Below are 18,288 nucleotides of genomic sequence, written 5' to 3' on the forward strand. Positions count from 1 at the left end.
TTATGCGCGGCCACTGACATGCTCCCAGCCATCAGGGTGTCTCCTCGAACACTCGTCGCCCAGAGTTCACCGAGGGGAAAGTGCCGGTTCATTTGGGAGGGAGGAGCCGGACGCGTAACGGACAGAACGTGGGAGCGTAGGCCCCGGCCCCCTGGCTCCTGGCCTCGGCCCCCGGCCCTGCCGCCGGCAAGAACGCGACAAGAATGTCGGACAAGTACGTCGAGAGAGGGACAAACCCCATGCGGGACGCGTACCACGAGGAACTGGACTCGATAGGCGAAGACCTGGTCGAGATGGCCCGGCTGGTCGGTTCCGCCATAGGGCGTGCCACCACCGCCATGCTCGACGCGGATCTGAAGCTCGCCGAGAGTGTGATCGCGGCGGACGACAAGGTCGACACACTCCAGCACGAGCTGGAGGCGCGTGCCATCGCGCTGCTGGCGCGGCAGCAGCCGGTGGCGACGGATCTGCGGATCGTGGTCACGTCGCTGCGGATGAGCGCCGACCTGGAGCGCGCCGGCGACCTGGCCCAGCACGTGGCCAAGCAGGCCAGGCTGCGTTTCCCGCAGTCGCCCGTACCGCGTGACCTGCACGCGACGCTGCTGGAGATGGGGCAGCTCGCCCAGCGCCTGATGGCGAAGGCCGCCGAGGTCATCGTGACCAAGGACGTCGAGCTGGCGCTCCAGCTCGAACAGGACGACGACGAGATGGACCTGCTGCACCGCACGCTCTTCCAGCACCTGATGGACGACCGCTGGAAGCACGGCATCGAGACGGCGGTGGACGTGACGCTGCTCGGCCGCTACTACGAGCGGTTCGCCGACCACGCGGTGTCGGTCGCCAAGCGGGTCGTCTACCTGGTGACGGGCGAGCACGCGGACGAGATCCAGCCGGCGGACATCCCGGTCGAGGGCGCGTAGTCGTGCAGAGGTGATGCAGGGGAGCGCGGAAGGGGCGCGAACCGCCGCGCTTGCGCGGATGCGCCGCACATGCGCCGTTGTTGCCCCGGCTCCGGCAGGCATGCAATGGCGAAGGCGACATCCGTGCACGCCTTGAGGAGGATCCCATGGCCGATTCCCCTACGACCGCCCCCCGGCAGGAGGCCCCGGCGGCCCCTGCCCCCGTCGTCCGTCTGCCCCTGCTCGGCGCGTGCGGCTGCGGCTCCGGCTGCGGCTGCGGCTGCCAGTCGGGCGGCTCGTGCCAGTGCGGCGGGGGCTGCGGCTGACCTGCTGTCCCGCTGTCCTGCTGTCCTGCTGAGCACGCATATGCGCATGCGTATACGGAGGGCCCCGTCCGGACAGAACGTGTGACCACGTTCCGCCGGACGGGGCCCTCCGGCCTTCCCCGGCTCACTTCGTCAGTGCGGGCTCCTTGGCCGCCATGGGTTCCGGGCCGCCCTCGCTGAGGCCGAACCGGTCGTGGAACCTGCGCAGGAAACCGGGCGCGTACCAGGCCGAGCGGCCGAGCAGGCGCATCGCGGCGGGGACGAGTACACCGCGTACGGCGAGGGCGTCGATGAGGATGGCCAGCCCGCTGCCCAGTCCGAACATCTGCATGAAGCTGATCTTCGCGGTGCCGAAGGCGAAGAAGCTCACCGCGAGGAGGAAGGCCGCCGCGCTGACGATACGTCCGGTGTGGCCGAGGCCGTCGGCCACCGCGGTCTCGTTGCCGGCGCCCAGATCGTGGAGTTCCTTGATCCGGCTGGTGACGAACACCTCGTAGTCCATCGAGAGACCGAAGGCGATGCAGAACATCAGCACGGTCATCGACACCTCCATCGGCTGCGCCGTGAAGCCGAACACGGAGGAGAGGTTGCCGTCCTGGAAGATCCAGGTCATGACGCCGAGGGTGGCCGCCAGGCTGATCACGTTGAGGGCCAGTGCGCGCAGCGGCTGCACGACGCTGCCGGTGAACAGGAAGAGCAGGACGAAGGTGGTGAGGGCGATCAGGGCCACGGCGATCGGGAGCCGGTCGGCGATGGAGTCCTTGGTGTCGACCAGTACGGCGTCGGTCCCGCCCACCAGGGGGTGCGTCCCGGCGGGCGGGGTGAGCGCCCGTACCTCCCCGACCAGGTTCTGGGCCGCGTCCGACTTCGGTGTCAGGGAGCTCACCACACTGATGCGCTGCGCGTCGGGCCGGCCGAGGGCGGCGTTGCCGGGGCCGGGGCCGGTGCCGGTGGACCGCCCCTCCGCATAGGTTCCCGTGCTGGTCTCGACGCGTACGACGTCCTCGATCCCGGACAGTGCGACGGCGTACGACTCCAGCGGCGCCCTGTCCACGGACGTGTCGATGACGATGTGGAGGGCCGCGTCCTCGCTGCCGTCGAAGTTCTCCCGCAGGGCCGTGGAGACCTGGCGACTGGCGGCGTTCTCGGGCAGGACGCGTTCGTCCGGGGTGCCGAAGGTGATACCCAGCAGCGGGCTCGCCGCCACCAGCAGTACGGCGAGTACGGGGAGCGCGGTGAGCACGGGCCGCCGCATGACCGTACGGGCCAGCCGCCCCCACATCGGCGGCCGGGCACCGGAGCGCCCCGGCTTCGCCCACGGCAGCCGCCCGCTGTTGACCCGGTGGCCCAGGACGGCCAGCAGGGCGGGCATCACCAACAGGGTGGCGAGGGCGGCGATGGCGACGACCCCGACCCCGGCGAAGCCGAACGAGCGCAGGAAGTACTGCGGGAAGACCAGCAGTGCCGCGAGCGCGGCGGCCACGGTCGCGGCGGAGAACGCGACGGTGCGGCCCGCGGTGCTCACCGTGCGCCGCACGGCGTCGTCCACACTCGCCCCCGCCGCGAGCTGCTCCCGGAAGCGGCTGGTCATCAGCAGGGCGTAGTCGATGCCCAGTCCGAGACCCAGGGCGGTGGTGAGGTTGGTCGCGGTGTCGGCGACGTCGGTGACGCTGCCGAGGAGGAAGAGCTGCGCGAACGAGCCGATGACGGCGATGACGGCGATGGCCAGCGGCAGCAGGGCCGCGACCACACTGCCGAAGACGAACAGGAGCAGCACGAGGGTGAGCGGTATGGCGATGATCTCGGCCAGGACCAGATCGTCGACGACCTGCTTCGACAGATCGCTGCCCACGGCGGCGCCGCCGCCGGCCTCGACGGTGAGTGCGCCCTCGCCGGTGCCGGTGCCCGTGTCGGTGCCGGTGTAGCTGTCGGTGCCGGCGTAAGTGTCGAGGATCTTCCGGGCGTTCTCCCGCTGCTCCGTCTCGTCGCCTGTCACATGGGCGAGCACCATGGCCTCACGGCCGTCCCGGGAGCGGAGGTCGGGGCTGTCCGTGTCCCAGAACGAGACGACGTTGGTGAGCGTCTCCTCCTCCTTGAGCTCGGCCACCAGGGCCTCGGCGCTCCGGGTGACGGCGGGGGTGTCGACGCGGCCTTCGGGGGCGCTCACCAGCAGGACCAGGTTGGTCTCCCCGCCGAACTTCTCGTCGATGACCTTCGCGGCCCGGCTGGACTGCGAGGCGGGGTCGTCGAAGCCGCCCCCGAGCAACGTGCCGAACGCGCCGGCTCCCAGTACGCCCATGAGGGCCACGACCACGACGGTGATGACGAGGACCAGCCGGGACCGGCGGATCCCCAGTTCGGCCAAGCGTTCAAACACGAGCGTTCTCCTAGGGGTGCGACCCACGACTGGTTACCTGCTATCGGGTTCGTTAGAAGTTGTAACGCATCGCCCGATGGAGTGTCAATAACCTTCGTGACAACCTCTAACCAGATTGGTGAGGGAGGCCGCCCCGGGCACGCGAAAGGCCCCCTACCGGCGAAGGAATCGCCGGTAGGGGGCCTCTGCGAGCGGGCGAGCGGGCGAGCGGGGTTCTGTGCGGCCCTACTTCTTCTTGCCCTGGTTCTTCACGGCCTCGATGGCGGCAGCCGCCGCGTCCGCGTCCAGGTAGGTGCCGCCCGGGGTGACCGGGTGGAAGTCGGCGTCCAGTTCGTAGACGAGCGGGATGCCGGTCGGGATGTTCAGGCCCGCGATGTCGGCGTCCGAGACCCCGTCGAGGTGCTTGACCAGCGCGCGCAGGCTGTTGCCGTGGGCGGCGATCAGGACCGTACGGCCGGTGAGCAGGTCCGGGACGATCGCGTCGTACCAGTACGGGAGCATCCGCTCCACGACGTCCTTGAGGCACTCCGTGCGCGGGCGCAGCTCGCTGGGGATCGTGGCGTAGCGCGCGTCGTCGCTCTGCGAGAACTCCGTGCCGTCCTCCAGCGCGGGCGGCGGGGTGTCGTACGAACGGCGCCAGAGCATGAACTGCTCCTCGCCGAACTCCGCGAGCGTCTGCGCCTTGTCCTTGCCCTGGAGCGCACCGTAGTGGCGCTCGTTCAGGCGCCAGGAGCGGTGGACGGGGATCCAGTGGCGGTCCGCGGACTCCAGCGCGAGCTGCGCGGTGCGGATGGCGCGCTTCTGGAGGGAGGTGTGCAGCACGTCGGGCAGCAGGCCGGCGTCCTTGAGCAGCTCGCCGCCGCGGACGGCTTCCTTCTCGCCCTTGTCGGTGAGGTTGACGTCCACCCAGCCGGTGAACAGGTTCTTCGCGTTCCATTCGCTCTCGCCGTGGCGGAGGAGGATCAGCTTGTACGGTGCGTCGGCCATGGGCCAAAGCCTAATGGACCCGTCGCAGGCGCTCCGGGGGACACCTCACCCCCTGGAGCCGGTGGTTTGCGGCGACGGCTCCGACGATTGACGGATGGCGTCAATCCGGTGGCGGAGCGGGGGCGTTCGTCCATAGATTCGCCTGGTCGTCGTGGTGCCGGCCGGTCGCGCCGCTGACGTCACACACCGCACCTCACACCTCACACCGCTGCCCGGGGGATCCGTATGTCCGTTTCGACGTCGGTCACGACCACGATCGCCGTCCGGGTCGCCGCGCTGCGGCGCGCGGTGCGCGAAAGCGTCTCGGGGCTGCCCCGGGAGTTCTGGTGGCTGTGGACGAGCACTCTGGTCAACCGGCTCGGGGCGTTCGTCGCCACCTTCATGGCGCTCTATCTGACCCTGGACCGCGGCTACTCCGCCTCGTACGCGGGACTGGTGGCCTCGCTCCACGGGCTCGGCGGGGTGGTCTCCTCGCTCGGCGCCGGGGTGCTGACCGACCGGCTGGGGCGGCGGCCGACGCTGCTGGTCGCGCAGGTGTCGACGGCGGCGTCGGTCGCGCTGCTCGGTTTCATGCGGGACCCGGTGGCGATCGCGGCGGTGGCGTTCCTGGTCGGGATGGCCTCGAACGCGTCGCGGCCCGCTGTACAGGCGATGATCGCGGACATCGTGCGGCCCGAGGACCGGCTGCGGGCGTTCTCCCTGAACTTCTGGGCGATCAATCTGGGCTTCGCGGTCTCGGCGGCGGGCGCCGGGTTCATCGCGCAGTACAGCTATCTCGCGGGCTTCCTGGGTGAGGCCGCGCTGACGCTGGTCTGCGCGGTGGTGGTCTTCCTGAAGCTGCCGGAGTCCCGGCCCGCGCGTACGGGGCCGGCGTCCGCGAGCTCCAGCGCGGACGCGGGTGCCGAGGCGGGGCTGGGGGCGGTTCTGCGGGACGGCCGTTTCATGAGCGTCGTCGGGCTGTCCTTCGTGGTCGCGCTGATCTTCCAGCAGGGGTACGTGGGGCTGCCGGTGGCGATGGGCGCCGACGGGTTCGACAGCGCCGACTACGGCGTGGCGATCGCGGTCAACGGCGCGCTGATCGTCGTCCTCCAGATCCCGGTCACCCGCTTCATCCAGCACCGCGACCCGCGCCATCTCCTGATCGGCTCGTCGATCCTGGCGGGGTACGGCTTCGGGCTGACGGCGTTCGCCGGGTCGCTCGGCGTGTACGCGCTGACGGTCGCCGTCTGGACCCTGGCCGAGATCGTCAACGCGCCCACCCAGACGGGGCTGGTCGTCCGGCTCTCCCCGCTCCACGGCCGGGGCCGCTACCAGGGCATGTACACGATGTCCTGGTCGGCGGCGGCGCTGGTGGCCCCGCTGATGTCGGGCTTCGTGATCGACCGGTTCGGCGCGAACTGGCTGTGGGGCGCGTGCGCGGTGCTGGGGACGGCGGCCGGGCTCGGCTACTGGCTGCTGGTACGGGGGCTGTCGGACCCGTCGGAGCTGTCGGGCCTGTCGGGCCCGTCGGAGCTGTCGGACCCGTCGGACCCGGAAATCAACAAGGCCCCGGAGGTCTGCGAGGGCCCGGAGAAGGGCGCGGGCTCGGAGAAGGACGCGGGCGTGGGCGTGGTCGCGGACCCGCCGAAAACGCGTGGCCGGGCGGACGAGGCGCCTGCGATCATGGCGGCCAACCCGGACCTCTGACCGCGAGGAGAACGGTTCGCCGTGCCCCCTGTTCCTCCTGTCCCACCTGTTCCCGCTGTTCCCCCTGTTCCCGCTGTTCCCGCTGGTCCCGCTGGTCCCGCCGATCCGACAGTGCTCCACCCGATGCCGGGACAGCCGCGTCTCGTCCTGCTCAAGCCGCTGGTGACCTCCCCACTGATCAAGGTCGGGGAGTTCTCGTACTACGACGACCCGGACGACCCCACCGCCTTCGAGACCCGGAACGTGCTCTACCACTACGGTCCGGAAGAACTCGTCATCGGGAAGTTCTGCGCGCTGGGCGAGGGCGTGCGGTTCATCATGAACGGCGCCAACCACCGGATGGACGGCCCCTCGACGTTCCCGTTCCCCATCATGGGCGGGTCCTGGTCCGACCACTTCGACCTGATCACCGGGCTGCCCGGCCGGGGCGACACCGTGGTCGGCCATGACGTCTGGTTCGGCTACGGCACGACGGTGATGCCCGGTGTCCGGATCGGGAACGGGGCGATCATCGCCTCGGGTGCCGTGGTCGTCGACGACGTACCGGACTACGGCATCGTCGGCGGCAACCCGGCGAAGCTCATCCGGAAGCGGTTCAGCGAACCGGACATCGCCCGTCTGCTCGCGCTCGCCTGGTGGGACTGGCCGGTCGAGCACATCACCGAGCATGCGCGCACGATCATGTCCGGAAGCGTGGACGATCTGGCGGCGGTGGCCCCCGAGTGACGGCCTGATGCGCGCCCGCGGCCTCAGGCGGGGTCGGCCGCCTCGCCGCGCCGGGTCAGATGCGCGAACGCGTCCAGGTTCCGCGTGGACTCGCCGCGCGATACCCGCCACGCGTGCTCCTTGCGGATCGCGCTCGCGAACCCCAGCTCCAGCAGGGTGTTGAAGGAACCGTCCGCCGCCTCCAGCACCGAGCCGAGCAGCCGGTCGATCTCGTCCTCGGTGACGGCCGCCAGCGGGAGCTTGCCCGCGAGGTAGATGTCGCCGAGGGCGTCGACCGCGTAACTCACCCCGTACAGCTTGAGATTGCGCTCCAGCAGCCAGCGGTGGACGCCCTGCTCGTTCTCGTCGGGGTGACGGATCACGAACGCGTTGACGGAGAGCGCGTGCCGGCCGACGCGGAGCGAGCAGGTCGTGGAGAGCTTGCGGGTGCCGGGGAGGGTGACGACGTACGAGCCGGGCTCCGGGCTCTCCCACTCCAGCTCGGCGCCTTTCAGCGCCTGTTCGATGACCCGCCCGGTCCGCGCGGTCCGCTGTACGACATCGACGTCAGCCATGGCCCGAGCCTACGACACGGGCCGGGACCGCACCGATGGATCAGCCGTGGTGCAGGTGGCAGACAGGTCAGCCGTGGTGCAGGTGGCGGACGGGTCAGCCGTGGTGCTGGGGGCGGCCGCGGCGCCGGTGGTCCTGGACCGCCGCCGTGTAGACGTCCGCCGTCGCCGCCGCCGCGGTGTCCCAGCCGAAGGACTGGGCGTGGCGCGCCGCCGCCGCGCCCATCCGGTCGACCAGCCCCGGGTCGTCGAGGAAGCGCCGCAGGGCCGTCGCGTACGACGCCGGTTCGTGGCCCGGGACCAGGAAGCCGGTCTCCCCGTCCCGTACCGCCACCGGGAGCCCGCCCACCGCGGCGGCCACCACCGGGGTGCCCGCCGCCTGGGCCTCTATGGCGACCAGGCCGAAGGACTCGCTGTACGAGGGCATGACCAGCACCGAGGCCGCCCGGAACCAGTCCGCGAGCCTGGCCTGACCGACCGGCGGCCGGAACCGTACGACATCGGCGACGCCGAGGCGCGCCGCCAGTTTCTGGAGCCCTTCCGGCTTGGCCAGACCGCTGCCGCTCGGGCCGCCGACGACCGGCACGACCAGCTTGCCGCGGAGCGAGGGGTCCCGTTCCAGGAGGACGGCCACGGCGCGCAGCAGCACATCGGGGGCCTTCAGCGGCTGGATACGGCCGGCGAAGAGCGGGATGAACGCGTCCTGGGGAAGCCCCAGCCGGGCACGGGCGGCGGCGCGGCCGTCCCCGGGACAGAAACACTCCAGATTCACCCCGGGGTGGACGATCGCGGCCTTGTCCGGCTCCGCCTCGTAGAACCGGACGAGGTCGTCGGCCTCCTCCGCCGTGTTGGCGATCAGGCGGTCGGCGGCGCGCACTATCTGGGTCTCGCCGATGACCCGGGCCGCGGGCTCGGGCCGGTCGCCCTCCGCCAGCGCGGCGTTCTTCACCTTCGCCATCGTGTGCATGGCGTGGACCAGCGGGACGCCCCAGCGCTCGGAGGCCAGCCAGCCGACATGGCCGGAGAGCCAGTAGTGCGAGTGGACCAGGTCGTAATAACCGGGGCGCTGGCCCGCCCACGCCTGCATCACGCCGTGGGTGAAGGCACAGAGCTGCGCGGGCAGCTCCTCCTTGGCCAGGCCCTCGTACGGGCCGGCGTCCACATGGCGTACGAGCACGCCGGGCGCCAGCTCCACCGCGGCCTCCAGACCACCGGTCGTGGCGCGCGTGAAGATCTCCACCTCGATGTCGATCGCGGCGAGGCGCTTCGCCAGCTCGACGATGTAGACGTTCATCCCGCCCGCGTCGCCCGTCCCCGGCTGGTGCAGCGGGGAGGTGTGGACGCTGAGCATGGCTATCCGGCGCGGTCTGCGGTGCGCTCCTGGGAGGCGCCGTAGCCGGGGCGGCCTGGGCGGACCTGCGAAAGTGCCGGCGATACGGGACACGTACTGGCTCACGTCCACGGTCCTCTCGCAGGAAGGCATGCCGGGAAGCATGACGAAATGAGGGTGTGGGGACCCCTCCGATGGCCCTCAACAGTGGAACGCACCCCCTTCATTTCCGTTTTGCCAAATCATTACCGACAACGGCTCAACCCGCGCGCCCGTGCCCGATCTGGATACGCTCACCCGTATGGCGCAGCACCTTTCCCCTTCGGCGCGGACGGCTGGTACGGCTCGTACGCGTACGACGACACGGCCGGTGGGCGCGGTGACCCGTGGCACCACCCACCAGAACCGGCTGCGCCGCATGGACCGCTGGATCGCCGCCGTCCACGGCCCCGCGCTGCGCCGTTCGGCCGATCCCGTGGTGGTGGACCTGGGGTACGGGGCCGCCCCGTGGACCGCCGTCGAGCTGCTGCGGCGGCTGCGTACGGCGGATCCGCGCACCGAGGTCACCGGGATCGAGATCGAGCCGGCGCGGGTCGCCGCGGCGCTCCCGTACGAACGGGACGGACTCCGCTTCCGGCACGGCGGCTTCGAGGTGCCGCTCCCCGACGGCCGCCGGCCGGTGCTGATCCGGGCGGCGAACGTGCTGCGGCAGTACGACGAGGCCGAGGTCGCCGCGGTCTGGGCGCGGCTGTGCGCGCGCCTCGCGCCGGGCGGACTGCTGGTGGAGGGGACGTGTGACGAGATCGGGCGGCGGCATGTGTGGGTGGCGCTCGGTCCTGAGGGGCCGCGTACGGTCACGTTCGCGACGCGGCTCGGTTCGCTCGGCCGCCCCTCCGATCTCGCGGAGCGGCTGCCGAAGGCGCTGATCCACCGCAATGTGCCGGGCGAGCCGGTCCACGCGTTCCTGCGCGACTTCGACCGGGCGTGGGCCGCGGCGGCCCCGTACGCCTCGCTGGGTGCGCGGCAGCGCTGGATCAGATCCGTACGGGAGCTGTCGGCCGACTGGCCGCTCGCGGACGACGCGCGCCGGTGGCGGCAGGGCGAGGTGACGGTGGAGTGGGCGGCGCTCGCGCCGGGTTCGGGAACGGGAGCGCGGTGAGTCCCTGGGACCACGGAAGGGGCCCGGGGAACGGAAGAGAGACCTGGGGAACGACTGTGCGGGCCCGTTCGTCTCACCTGCGGAGAGGTGGACCTCTGTCGTTCCGACGGCGGACATGACACGCTCTCGCCTGTGACGGGACGTTACTGACGGTACGTCAGGAGGGTCCGCCGTGTGGTCGGTCCGGAGGGGGAGCTTGTGAACCGACGCCGCTGTGCCTCTGCCGCGCTCACCCTGGTCTGCGCGCTCGCCGTGCTGTCCGCGCCGGGATCCGGCCTGCTGGGCCAGGCGTACGCGGCGCCCGCACCGCCCCCCGGCCCCGGCCCTGCGCCGACCGCTTCACCGCCCGCCGTCGCGCCGCCGCCGGTCGAACTCCCCCCGGGCGTCACGCCGTCGGACATCGCCGCGTCGGGTGAGGCGGCGACCTCCCTGGACGAGGTGCGCAAGGAGATAGAGGCCCTGTACCGGAAGGCCGCCTCCGCCACCGACGCGTACAACCTCGCCGACGAGCGCGCGAAGAAGCAGTCGGCGGAAGTCGTCGGGTTGACGCAGGACATCGTCGAGGGGCAGGTGCGGCTCGACGCCCTCAAGAAGCAGGCCGGCGCCACCGCGCGGGCGCAGTACCGGGGTGGCGGGCTGCCGCAGGAGGCGGAGTTGATGCTCACCGGCGATCCTCAGCTCTTCCTGGACGGCGTGGGGCGGGCCCGGGAGGGCCAGAAGGCCACGCGGGCCCTCATCGCCGAACTCACCAGGGCGCAGGAGGACTTGAAGACCTACACCGCGGACGCGGGGACGCGGTGGCAGGAGCTGGAGGCCAACCGCGCCAAGAAGGAGAAGGCGAAGAAGGAGATCACGAAGCAGATCTCCGCCGCCGAGAAGCTGGAATCGAGCCTGGCGGAGAAGGACCGTGCCCAACTGACCCAGTTGGAGAAGGACGCCGCGCTCACCGCGCAGACGGCGTGGCTCGGCTCCGGCGCGCTCCAGGAGATCAACCGGACGGCGAGCGCGCAGGGCAGGAAGGCGCTCGCGTTCGCGACGGCGCAGACGGGCAAGCCGTACGTCTGGGGCGCGGAGGGCCCGTCCTCGTACGACTGCTCCGGGCTGACCTCGCAGGCGTGGGCGGCGGCCGGACGGCCCATCCCGCGCACCTCGCAGGAGCAGTGGCGGCTGCTGCCCCGCGTCGGCGTCAAGGAGATGCGGCCCGGCGATCTGATCATCTACCACCAGGACGCGAGCCATGTCGGGATGTACATAGGCGACGGCAAGATCGTGCACGCGCCGCGGCCGGGGCGGAACGTGACGGTCACGGGCGCGGGGTCGATGCGCATACTCGGGGTGGTCCGGCCGGACCAATAGGACCGCGGCGGTTCCCGGCCGGAAGCGGTGGCCAGGACGGCGGCGCGGGAGGCGGCCCGGGCCGGTGGCGCCGGTGGCGTCACGAATGAGGCTTGTGTGACGCGTTCCATGTTTATCCGGGATGACACGCGCATACGTACGTGATGTTTGTCATGGGCGCAGGGCCCCGAATCGCGCCGGATGCGTTACGGGAAGCGGCATATGACGGTGTGGTCCGGTCCGTACGCCATTCCGCTGGGGCGGCGGCTACCGCTATGGTCCCCGTCTGGTGGGGCGTCGATCGTCGCTCCATCGTGCCCTCGGGGGGAGGGAAGGAAACCCAGACCGATGTCCGTACCCGCACCTGCACCCGTACCGCGGCAGCGCACAGGTTCCGCAGCCGCCGGCACGGGCACCACGACCACCGCCGCCGTCACGGCCGGCCCGACCGGCGCCGCGGACCCGACCGCCGCCGCCGAGCTCGTCACCGAGTCCGCCACGGAACTCGCCACGGAGCCCGTCAAGAGCGGCGCCCTCACGCTGCTGCTGATCGAGGACGACCCGGCGGGCACCTTCGCCACCCCGGAACTGCCGGAGGGCGCGGGCACGCACGTCCGTATCCGCAGCGCCCGCAACCTCACCGAGGCCGAGCGGCTGCTCACGGACGACATCGACTGCATCCTGGTGGACCTCGCGCTCCCCGGCGCGGCCGACGGCGACGGGCTGGGCCCGCTGAAGCACGTCCTGCGGCTCGCCCCGCGCCACGCCGTGCTCGCGCTGGCGGCGGAGGGCGACGGCGAACGGGCGGCTGCGGCCGTACGGGTCGGCGCGCAGGACTACCTCTTCCGCGACGAACTGGACGGACGGCTGCTGAGCCGCGCCATCCGGTACGCCGTCGAGCGCAAACGCGCGGACATCGCGCAGCGCCAGCTCACCGAGTCGCGGCTGCGCGCCCAGGAGAACGCCCGGCTGGAGCGCGGTCTGCTGCCCACTCCCCTGCTCCAGGGCTCCGACCTGCGCTTCTCGGCCCGCTACCGCCCCGGCCGCTCCCGCGCGCTGCTGGGCGGGGACTTCTACGACACGGTCCGCACCCCGGACGGCACGGTCCACGCGATGATCGGCGACGTCTGCGGCCACGGCCCCGACGAGGCCGCGCTCGGCGTGGAGCTGCGGATCGCGTGGCGGGCGCTGACGCTGGCGGGGCTCTGCGGCGACCAGCTCCTCTCGACGCTCCAGCAGGTCCTGGAGCACGAGCGGGAGAGCGAGGAGATCTTCGCGACGCTCTGCACCGTCGACATCTCCCCGGACGGACGGCGCGCCGGGATGTGCCTGGCCGGCCACCCGTCGCCGCTCATCACCCGCAAGGGCCGGGCGGCCCGGCTCCTCCCGTACGAGGAGGGCGGCCCCGCGCTGGGCCTGCTGCCGCGGGCCCGCTGGCCGCGCCGGCAGGTGGAGCTGGGCGGATCATGGAATCTGATGATGTACACGGACGGCCTGATAGAGGGCCGGGCCGGGCCGGGGACCAGACAGCGGCTGGGCGAGGAGGGCATGGTCGAGATGATCAACGCCCAGCTCGACGCCGGGCTGCGCGGCGACGAGCTGCTGGCGGCGGCCGTCGCACGGGTACGCGAGCTGAACGGCGGCGAGCTGACCGACGACGTGGCCGTCCTGCTGCTGGGCCGCGGCGCCTGAGCCGCGCGCTCCCCCTGCCGGGCTCCGCCGGTCAGCGCCCGCCGTTGTACGGACCGTAAGGACCGTCGCTGCTGGAACCGCCGCGCCGACCGCCGCCGCCACCGGAGATCTGCTGGACGGCGGGGCGTACGTCGACCAGGAAGACGATCGTGGCGACGAGCCCGGCGATCTGGAGGAACAGCATCGGTACGAAGAGGTTCACGGCGACCGTGACACCGAGAAGGATCAGCCAGAACTTCTTGGTCTGCTTGTCCGCAGCCCGGTAGGCGTCCTCACGGGCCGTCGCGGAGAAGAAGAGCGCGACGACGGCCAGGACGAGCATGGCCATATTGAGCAGCCACAGAACAGAACCGAATGCCGAGAGCAACATGCTGAGCACCGCCTAACAGTGGGTGGGACGCCTTGCGATCCGTATGCCGATCCGTACGTCGAAGGTACCTGGACAACGGGCCGGACACCCCTGAGGTGCCCGGCCCGGCCTGTTGTCCCGCTCGCTGTCCCGTTCCCCGTCCCGCCCGCTCTACTCGGCGGAGGGGGGCGTGGCCTTCTTGGCGGCCGGCTTGCGCGGCGCGGGCTTCTTGGCGGCGGGCTTGGCCTTCGCCTCGGCCGCGGGCTTCGCCTCGACGGCGGGCGCGGTCTCCGTCGCCACCGCGGGCTCGGCCTTGGCCGCGGGCTCCGGCTCGACGGCGACGGCGATCTCGGTGATCTCGTCGGCCGCGTCGCCGCGCCACGCCCGTACGCTCTGCTCGCCGCGCTCCGCGACCTTCTCGTACGTCTCGCGCGCCTTGACCGCGTACTCAGCGGCCACGCCCACGCCACGCAGCGCCAGGTCCTGGGCGGTCTCGCCCAGCTTCCGCAGATCGGTGTCGAGCGAACCGATCACCTCGGTCACCTTCGCCTGAACGGTCGCCTGGGCCTCCTTGGCCTGACCGGCGACCTTCTCCTGGACGGCCTTGGGGTCCGAGTTCCGTACGGCGTCGATCCGCCCCGGCGCCTCGGCCCGGATCTGCTCGATCAGACCGGGCACCTTCTTGGCCTGCTCCACGGCGAGATCGGCGGTACCGGCGGCGAAGTAGAGGGGCTTCGGGTCGCTGAAGGTCTTACGCAGGTCATCGGTGATGGCCATGACTGGGGTCCTCCCGGGTCAGTTCAGTGTGAGGGTGGGCTGGCAGCACTGCCGCCGTCCGCACGGGCGGCTCGCTCCGACGTCTGCTCCGAGGTCTGCTCAGGGGCCGGCTCCGAGGTGTCCGTGTCGAGGGCGTTCTCCTTGCGGAACGAGTCGTAGATCTGCAGCAGCACCTGCTTCTGCCGCTCGTTGATCGAGGGATCGGCGAGGATGACGCCCCGCGTCTCCAACTCCTCCCGCTCCCGCTCGTCCAACATCCCCGCCTGCACGTACAGCGTCTCCGCGGAGATCCGCAGCGCCTTGGCGAGCTGCTGCAGGATGTCCGCGCTCGGCTTGCGCAGCCCGCGCTCGATCTGGCTCAGATACGGATTCGACACTCCGGCGGCATCGGCGAGCTGCCGCAACGAGAGCTGCGCGTTGCGGCGCTGCTCCCGCAGGTACTCACCGAGATTGCCGACGTTGAGTGATGCCATGCCGCCATGGTGCGCCGCGCCGCTAACTTTTGCAAGCAGACGCTTGCAAAAGTGTTCCACCGCACAGATCCCGGCCGCTGTGACGCGCAGCGACAGTTGTTGCCCTGTCTCGCTGAAGCCGAGGCGGACCTTCGGAGCAGGCCGGGCCGTCAGTCCGCGGTGATGCTGTCCAGCACGTCGAGACGGGCGGCCCGGCGAGCCGGCCATTGGGCGGCGGCCAGGCCGACGAGAACGGCGGCCAGCAGCATCAGCAACAGCTTGGGGTAGGGCAGGACCGTGCGGAGCTCCGGCAGGGTCACGGTCATGGTGGTGCCGGCCGCCCAGGCCAGGAAGACGCCGAAGACCATGCCGATCGCCGCGCCGAAGACGGAGATCAACACCGATTCCAGCCGTACCATCCGCCTGACGCCACAGCGGTCCAGGCCGATCGCCCGGAGCAGGCCGAGCTCGCGCCTGCGCTCGAACACGGCCATTGCCAGCGTATTGACCACTCCCAGGGCCGCGACCAGCAACGACATCCCGAGCAGTGCGTAGAGCAGGTTGAGGGCGAAGGTGATGGTGCGGTCGAACCCGTTCCTCAGGTCCTGCTTGTTCTCGACCTCGATCACAGGGCTTTTGCCGGTGGCGTCCTTGAGAGCCTGTTCAAAGGCGGGGGTTGCCCCGTTCGCGCCCTTGACCAGGATCTGCTGCGCCGGCGCGTACGGCTGGTGTGCGGCGACCACGCCGCCCGGCAGGAGCACGGGGGCGAGCATCCGGCTGGGTGCGAACACCCCGCCGACGGTGAGGCGGGTGCCGGTCCCGTGCGGGGCGGCCACGGTCACGGTGGAGCCGACGGCCAGTCCGTGCCGGCTCGCGAAGTCGGAGTCCACCAGGATCTGACCTCGTTTCAGTGCCGCGGCCGCCCCCTGACTCATGCTCGGTCGGACCAGCTGATCGGCGCTGTCGGCGTCCAGGCCCTTCGCCTCGGTCCGTACGCCGGCTATCCGCCACTCCACGTCGGTGACCGGGCTGGAGGCGACCACCCCGGGGGCCTTGGAGACCGATGTCGCGACGCTCGGGTCCAGGGTGCCGGTGAGCGGGGTGACGGCGTAGTCCGCCGCCATCTCCTGGGTCACGGCACGGTCGATCGCATCCGAGACCGAGGCGCCGATCACGGTCATCGCGGTGACCAGGGTGAGTCCGATGGTCAGGGCGGCGGCCGTACTCGCGGTGCGGCGCGGGTTGCGGATCGCGTTGAGTGCGGCGAGTGAGCCGGGGGTGCCGCACAGGCGGGCGAGCGGCGGGCGGGCCAGGGCGATCACCGGGCGGGACAGCAGCGGCAGCAGTTGCACGATGCCGAGGACCGCGAGGAGTGCCCCCGCCATGAGCGGCAAGCGCGCCGTGGCGCCCCTCTCGGTGCTGCCCAGCAGGACCAGGCCGATGCCGCCGGCGGTGGTCAGGGCGCCGAGGATGTTGCGGAGCAGCAGGCTTCGGTGAGTGGCGGGTCGCTCGCCGCCGCTCAGCGCGGCGACCGGAGGGATCCGGCAGGCGCGGAGGGCGGGCAGGGCGGCGGACAGGACGGTGACCAGGGTGCCGACGAGCAGGGTGATCAGCACGGTTGCCGGGGTGATGACCACGGCGGCTCTGGGGAGGTCCGCGTCCAGGGACTTCACTCCCGCCGCGAGGCCGGCGCCGATGCCGATGCCGAGGAGCAGTCCGGCGGCGGAGCCGGTGAGACCGACAAGGAGCGCCTCGATCAGCACGGAGCGGGTGACCTGGCTGCGGCCGGCGCCGATGGCGCGGAGCAGTGCCAGTTGCCGGGTGCGCTGGGCCACCAGCATGGTGAAGGTGTTGGCGATGAGGAAGACGCCGATGAACAGCGAGATCCCGGCAGCGGTGGTCAGCATGGTGGCCAGGCTCCTGCCGCTCTGGGCCAGCCTCTCGGCCTGCTGCGCGGCCAGCTCCGCGCCGGTCTCGGCTCGGAATTGGTTGCCGCCGGGGACCAGCGGGGTGACGGCGTGCAGCAGTGCGGTCTCGGAGGTGCCGGGGGCGGCGGTGACGTCGATGCTGCTGTACTGGTCCGGCGCCAGCGACAGCACCCGCCGGGCGCCCCGGGTGTCCAGCAGGGCCAGCGGGTTGCCGGACCGGACCGCAGGCGCGCCGGAGGAGAAGACGCCGGTCAGGGTGGCGCTGATGGCAGGGCCGTTGGCGGCGATTCGGACGGTGTCACCGAGCCGGTAGCCCGCCTTCTCGACGGTGCCCCGGTCCAGGGCGACCTCGGTCGCGGTGTGCGGTCCCCGGCCCCGGAGCATCGGGTGGCGTGCATCGTTCCCGGCGGCATCCGGCACGAAGTTGACGCCCGTGCTTCTCATGATGTCGCCGATCGTGTTGCCGTTCTTGTCCGCGATGGCAGCGGTGCCGCTCACCACCGCGCGGGTCCCGGCGACTCCCGGCAGCGCGGCAATCCGACGGACGGTCGCCTCGGTGAGCCGGGCGGAGCTCTTGGTGCTGTTCTGCCTGGCGCTGGAGGGGAGTCCGGCGGTGTCGTCGGCAACCTGGACCGAGATGCCGGTGAAGTCCTTGCTGCGGCTGTTGTTCGCGGCTTGGTGGATGCTGTCGGAGAAGATCATGGTGCCGGTCATGAAGCCGGTGCCGAGCAGCACGGCCAGGGTGGTCATCAGGAGCCGGCCGCGGTGGGCCAGGACATTGCGCAGTGCGGTACGGAACATGGGTGACAGCCCCCGTCAGCCGACGCGGTCGAGCCGGCGCATGCGGTCCAGCACACTGTCGGCGGTGGGCGCCCGCAGTTCGTCGACGATGCGGCCGTCGGCGAGGAAGACCACCCGGTCCGCATGGGAGGCGGCCACCGGGTCGTGGGTGACCATGACGACGCTCCGGCCGAATTCGCGCACGCAGGACCCGAGGAGCGCCAGGACCTCCGCGCCGGCGTGCGAGTCGAGGTTCCCGGTGGGCTCGTCGGCGAAGATGATCTCGGGCTTTCCTGCCAGGGCTCGGGCGCAGGCCACGCGTTGCTGCTGTCCACCGGACAGTTGGCCGGGGCGGTGCTTCAGCCGGTCGGCCAGGCCCACCGCTTCGACGACCCGTGCCAGCCAGTCCCTGTCGGGCCTGCGCCCGGCGATGTCACCGGGCAGCGTGATGTTCTCCATGGCGGTGAGCGTGGGCATCAGATTGAATGCCTGGAAGATGAACCCGATCCTGTCTCGGCGCAGCCGGGTCAGCTCTTGGTCCTTCAGGCCGACCAGCTCCACATCACCGATCGTCGCGGAGCCGGAGGTCACACTGTCGAGCCCGGCCATGCAGTGCATCAGCGTGGACTTGCCGGATCCCGAGGGACCCATGATCGCGGCGAACTCGCCGCGCGGAAACTCCACGCTGACGTCGTCCAGCGCCAGGACCCGGGCCTCCCCCTCCCCGTAGACCTTGTGCAGCCCTCGGGCTCGGGCAGCCGCCGCGTACGTGGTCGTCGTCATCGTGTCCATCACCATGGGAGTCCTCTCGGTGGAGCTCGGAACGCCGTCCACGCTCGCCCAAGCCGGGTCCTGGGGGCGTCCGGCCCTCAGCGGACCCGTCGGGTGGTCCGTCATGCCGCGGGCGTACGCCTGTAAGGCGACGCGGAGTGCC

At 71.3% G+C, this 18,288-nt stretch carries 16 protein-coding genes; 7 read left to right on the forward strand and 9 right to left on the reverse strand.

Features of this window, described 5'->3' with window-relative positions:
- Window positions 1-239: 239 nt before the first annotated feature.
- Window positions 240-920, forward strand: a complete 681-nt coding sequence (gene phoU / locus ACIO3P_RS22235; RefSeq protein ID WP_401789422.1) for a phosphate signaling complex protein PhoU — start codon at window positions 240-242, stop codon at window positions 918-920.
- A 146-nt stretch (window positions 921-1,066) separates the two neighbouring features.
- Complete coding sequence (locus ACIO3P_RS22240) at window positions 1,067-1,225, forward strand: hypothetical protein (protein WP_329824795.1); 159 nt, start codon at window positions 1,067-1,069, stop codon at window positions 1,223-1,225.
- Between the two features lie 124 nt (window positions 1,226-1,349).
- Here ACIO3P_RS22240 and ACIO3P_RS22245 read toward each other — a convergent pair whose 3' ends face one another.
- Together ACIO3P_RS22245 and ACIO3P_RS22250 are read right to left on the reverse strand one after the other, a co-directional pair.
- Window positions 1,350-3,602 carry an MMPL family transporter gene (locus tag ACIO3P_RS22245; protein ID WP_401853213.1) on the reverse strand — a complete coding sequence of 751 codons (2,253 nt, stop codon included), beginning with the start codon at window positions 3,600-3,602 and terminating at the stop codon, window positions 1,350-1,352.
- A 225-nt stretch (window positions 3,603-3,827) separates the two neighbouring features.
- A complete protein-coding gene (locus ACIO3P_RS22250; RefSeq protein ID WP_329824793.1) occupies window positions 3,828-4,589 on the reverse strand; it encodes a phosphoglyceromutase in 762 nt (253 codons plus the stop codon).
- Between the two features lie 225 nt (window positions 4,590-4,814).
- On the opposite strand from ACIO3P_RS22250, the gene ACIO3P_RS22255 reads away from it, so the two are divergent.
- Together ACIO3P_RS22255 and ACIO3P_RS22260 are read left to right on the forward strand one after the other, a co-directional pair.
- Window positions 4,815-6,275 (forward strand): MDR family MFS transporter, encoded by a 1,461-nt coding sequence (locus ACIO3P_RS22255; protein ID WP_401853214.1) that lies wholly within the window; start codon window positions 4,815-4,817, stop codon window positions 6,273-6,275.
- Between the two features lie 123 nt (window positions 6,276-6,398).
- Window positions 6,399-7,001 carry a CatB-related O-acetyltransferase gene (locus ACIO3P_RS22260; RefSeq protein WP_329824790.1) on the forward strand — a complete coding sequence of 201 codons (603 nt, stop codon included), beginning with the start codon at window positions 6,399-6,401 and terminating at the stop codon, window positions 6,999-7,001.
- Window positions 7,002-7,024: 23 nt separating this feature from the next.
- Here the strand turns inward: ACIO3P_RS22260 and ACIO3P_RS22265 are convergent, their stop codons facing one another.
- Window positions 7,025-7,555, reverse strand: a complete 531-nt coding sequence (locus tag ACIO3P_RS22265; protein ID WP_329824788.1) for a YbjN domain-containing protein — start codon at window positions 7,553-7,555, stop codon at window positions 7,025-7,027.
- Between the two features lie 94 nt (window positions 7,556-7,649).
- Window positions 7,650-9,008 (reverse strand): D-inositol-3-phosphate glycosyltransferase, encoded by a 1,359-nt coding sequence (gene mshA / locus ACIO3P_RS22270; RefSeq protein WP_329825108.1) that lies wholly within the window; start codon window positions 9,006-9,008, stop codon window positions 7,650-7,652.
- A gap of 292 nt (window positions 9,009-9,300) precedes the next feature.
- On the opposite strand from mshA, the gene ACIO3P_RS22275 reads away from it, so the two are divergent.
- The 3 genes from ACIO3P_RS22275 (at window position 9,301) to ACIO3P_RS22285 (ending at window position 13,068) form a co-directional block, all read left to right on the forward strand.
- Complete coding sequence (locus tag ACIO3P_RS22275) at window positions 9,301-10,041, forward strand: class I SAM-dependent methyltransferase (RefSeq protein ID WP_329825107.1); 741 nt, start codon at window positions 9,301-9,303, stop codon at window positions 10,039-10,041.
- Between the two features lie 198 nt (window positions 10,042-10,239).
- Entirely contained in the window at window positions 10,240-11,397 is a 1,158-nt protein-coding gene (locus ACIO3P_RS22280; protein ID WP_329824787.1) for an NlpC/P60 family protein, read from the forward strand.
- Window positions 11,398-11,598: 201 nt separating this feature from the next.
- Window positions 11,599-13,068 carry a PP2C family protein-serine/threonine phosphatase gene (locus ACIO3P_RS22285; protein ID WP_401789433.1) on the forward strand — a complete coding sequence of 490 codons (1,470 nt, stop codon included), beginning with the start codon at window positions 11,599-11,601 and terminating at the stop codon, window positions 13,066-13,068.
- Between the two features lie 31 nt (window positions 13,069-13,099).
- Here the strand turns inward: ACIO3P_RS22285 and ACIO3P_RS22290 are convergent, their stop codons facing one another.
- From ACIO3P_RS22290 to ACIO3P_RS22310, 5 genes are all read right to left on the reverse strand, one after another.
- Window positions 13,100-13,438 carry a DUF2516 family protein gene (locus ACIO3P_RS22290; RefSeq protein WP_329824785.1) on the reverse strand — a complete coding sequence of 113 codons (339 nt, stop codon included), beginning with the start codon at window positions 13,436-13,438 and terminating at the stop codon, window positions 13,100-13,102.
- 150 nt (window positions 13,439-13,588) lie between these two features.
- Window positions 13,589-14,194 (reverse strand): hypothetical protein, encoded by a 606-nt coding sequence (locus tag ACIO3P_RS22295; protein WP_401853217.1) that lies wholly within the window; start codon window positions 14,192-14,194, stop codon window positions 13,589-13,591.
- Window positions 14,195-14,217: 23 nt separating this feature from the next.
- Window positions 14,218-14,667, reverse strand: a complete 450-nt coding sequence (locus ACIO3P_RS22300; protein ID WP_329824783.1) for a helix-turn-helix transcriptional regulator — start codon at window positions 14,665-14,667, stop codon at window positions 14,218-14,220.
- Window positions 14,668-14,816: 149 nt separating this feature from the next.
- On the reverse strand, window positions 14,817-17,375 hold the full coding sequence (locus ACIO3P_RS22305) for an ABC transporter permease (protein WP_401853221.1): 2,559 nt from the start codon (window positions 17,373-17,375) through the stop codon (window positions 14,817-14,819).
- Window positions 17,376-17,390: 15 nt separating this feature from the next.
- Window positions 17,391-18,146: an ABC transporter ATP-binding protein gene (locus tag ACIO3P_RS22310; protein ID WP_329825106.1), complete on the reverse strand. Its 756-nt coding sequence runs from the start codon at window positions 18,144-18,146 to the stop codon at window positions 17,391-17,393.
- Window positions 18,147-18,288 lie beyond the last annotated feature (142 nt).

Origin of the sequence: Streptomyces sp. NPDC087310 (genome assembly GCF_044744405.1) — a bacterium.
Taxonomy (GTDB): domain Bacteria; phylum Actinomycetota; class Actinomycetes; order Streptomycetales; family Streptomycetaceae; genus Streptomyces.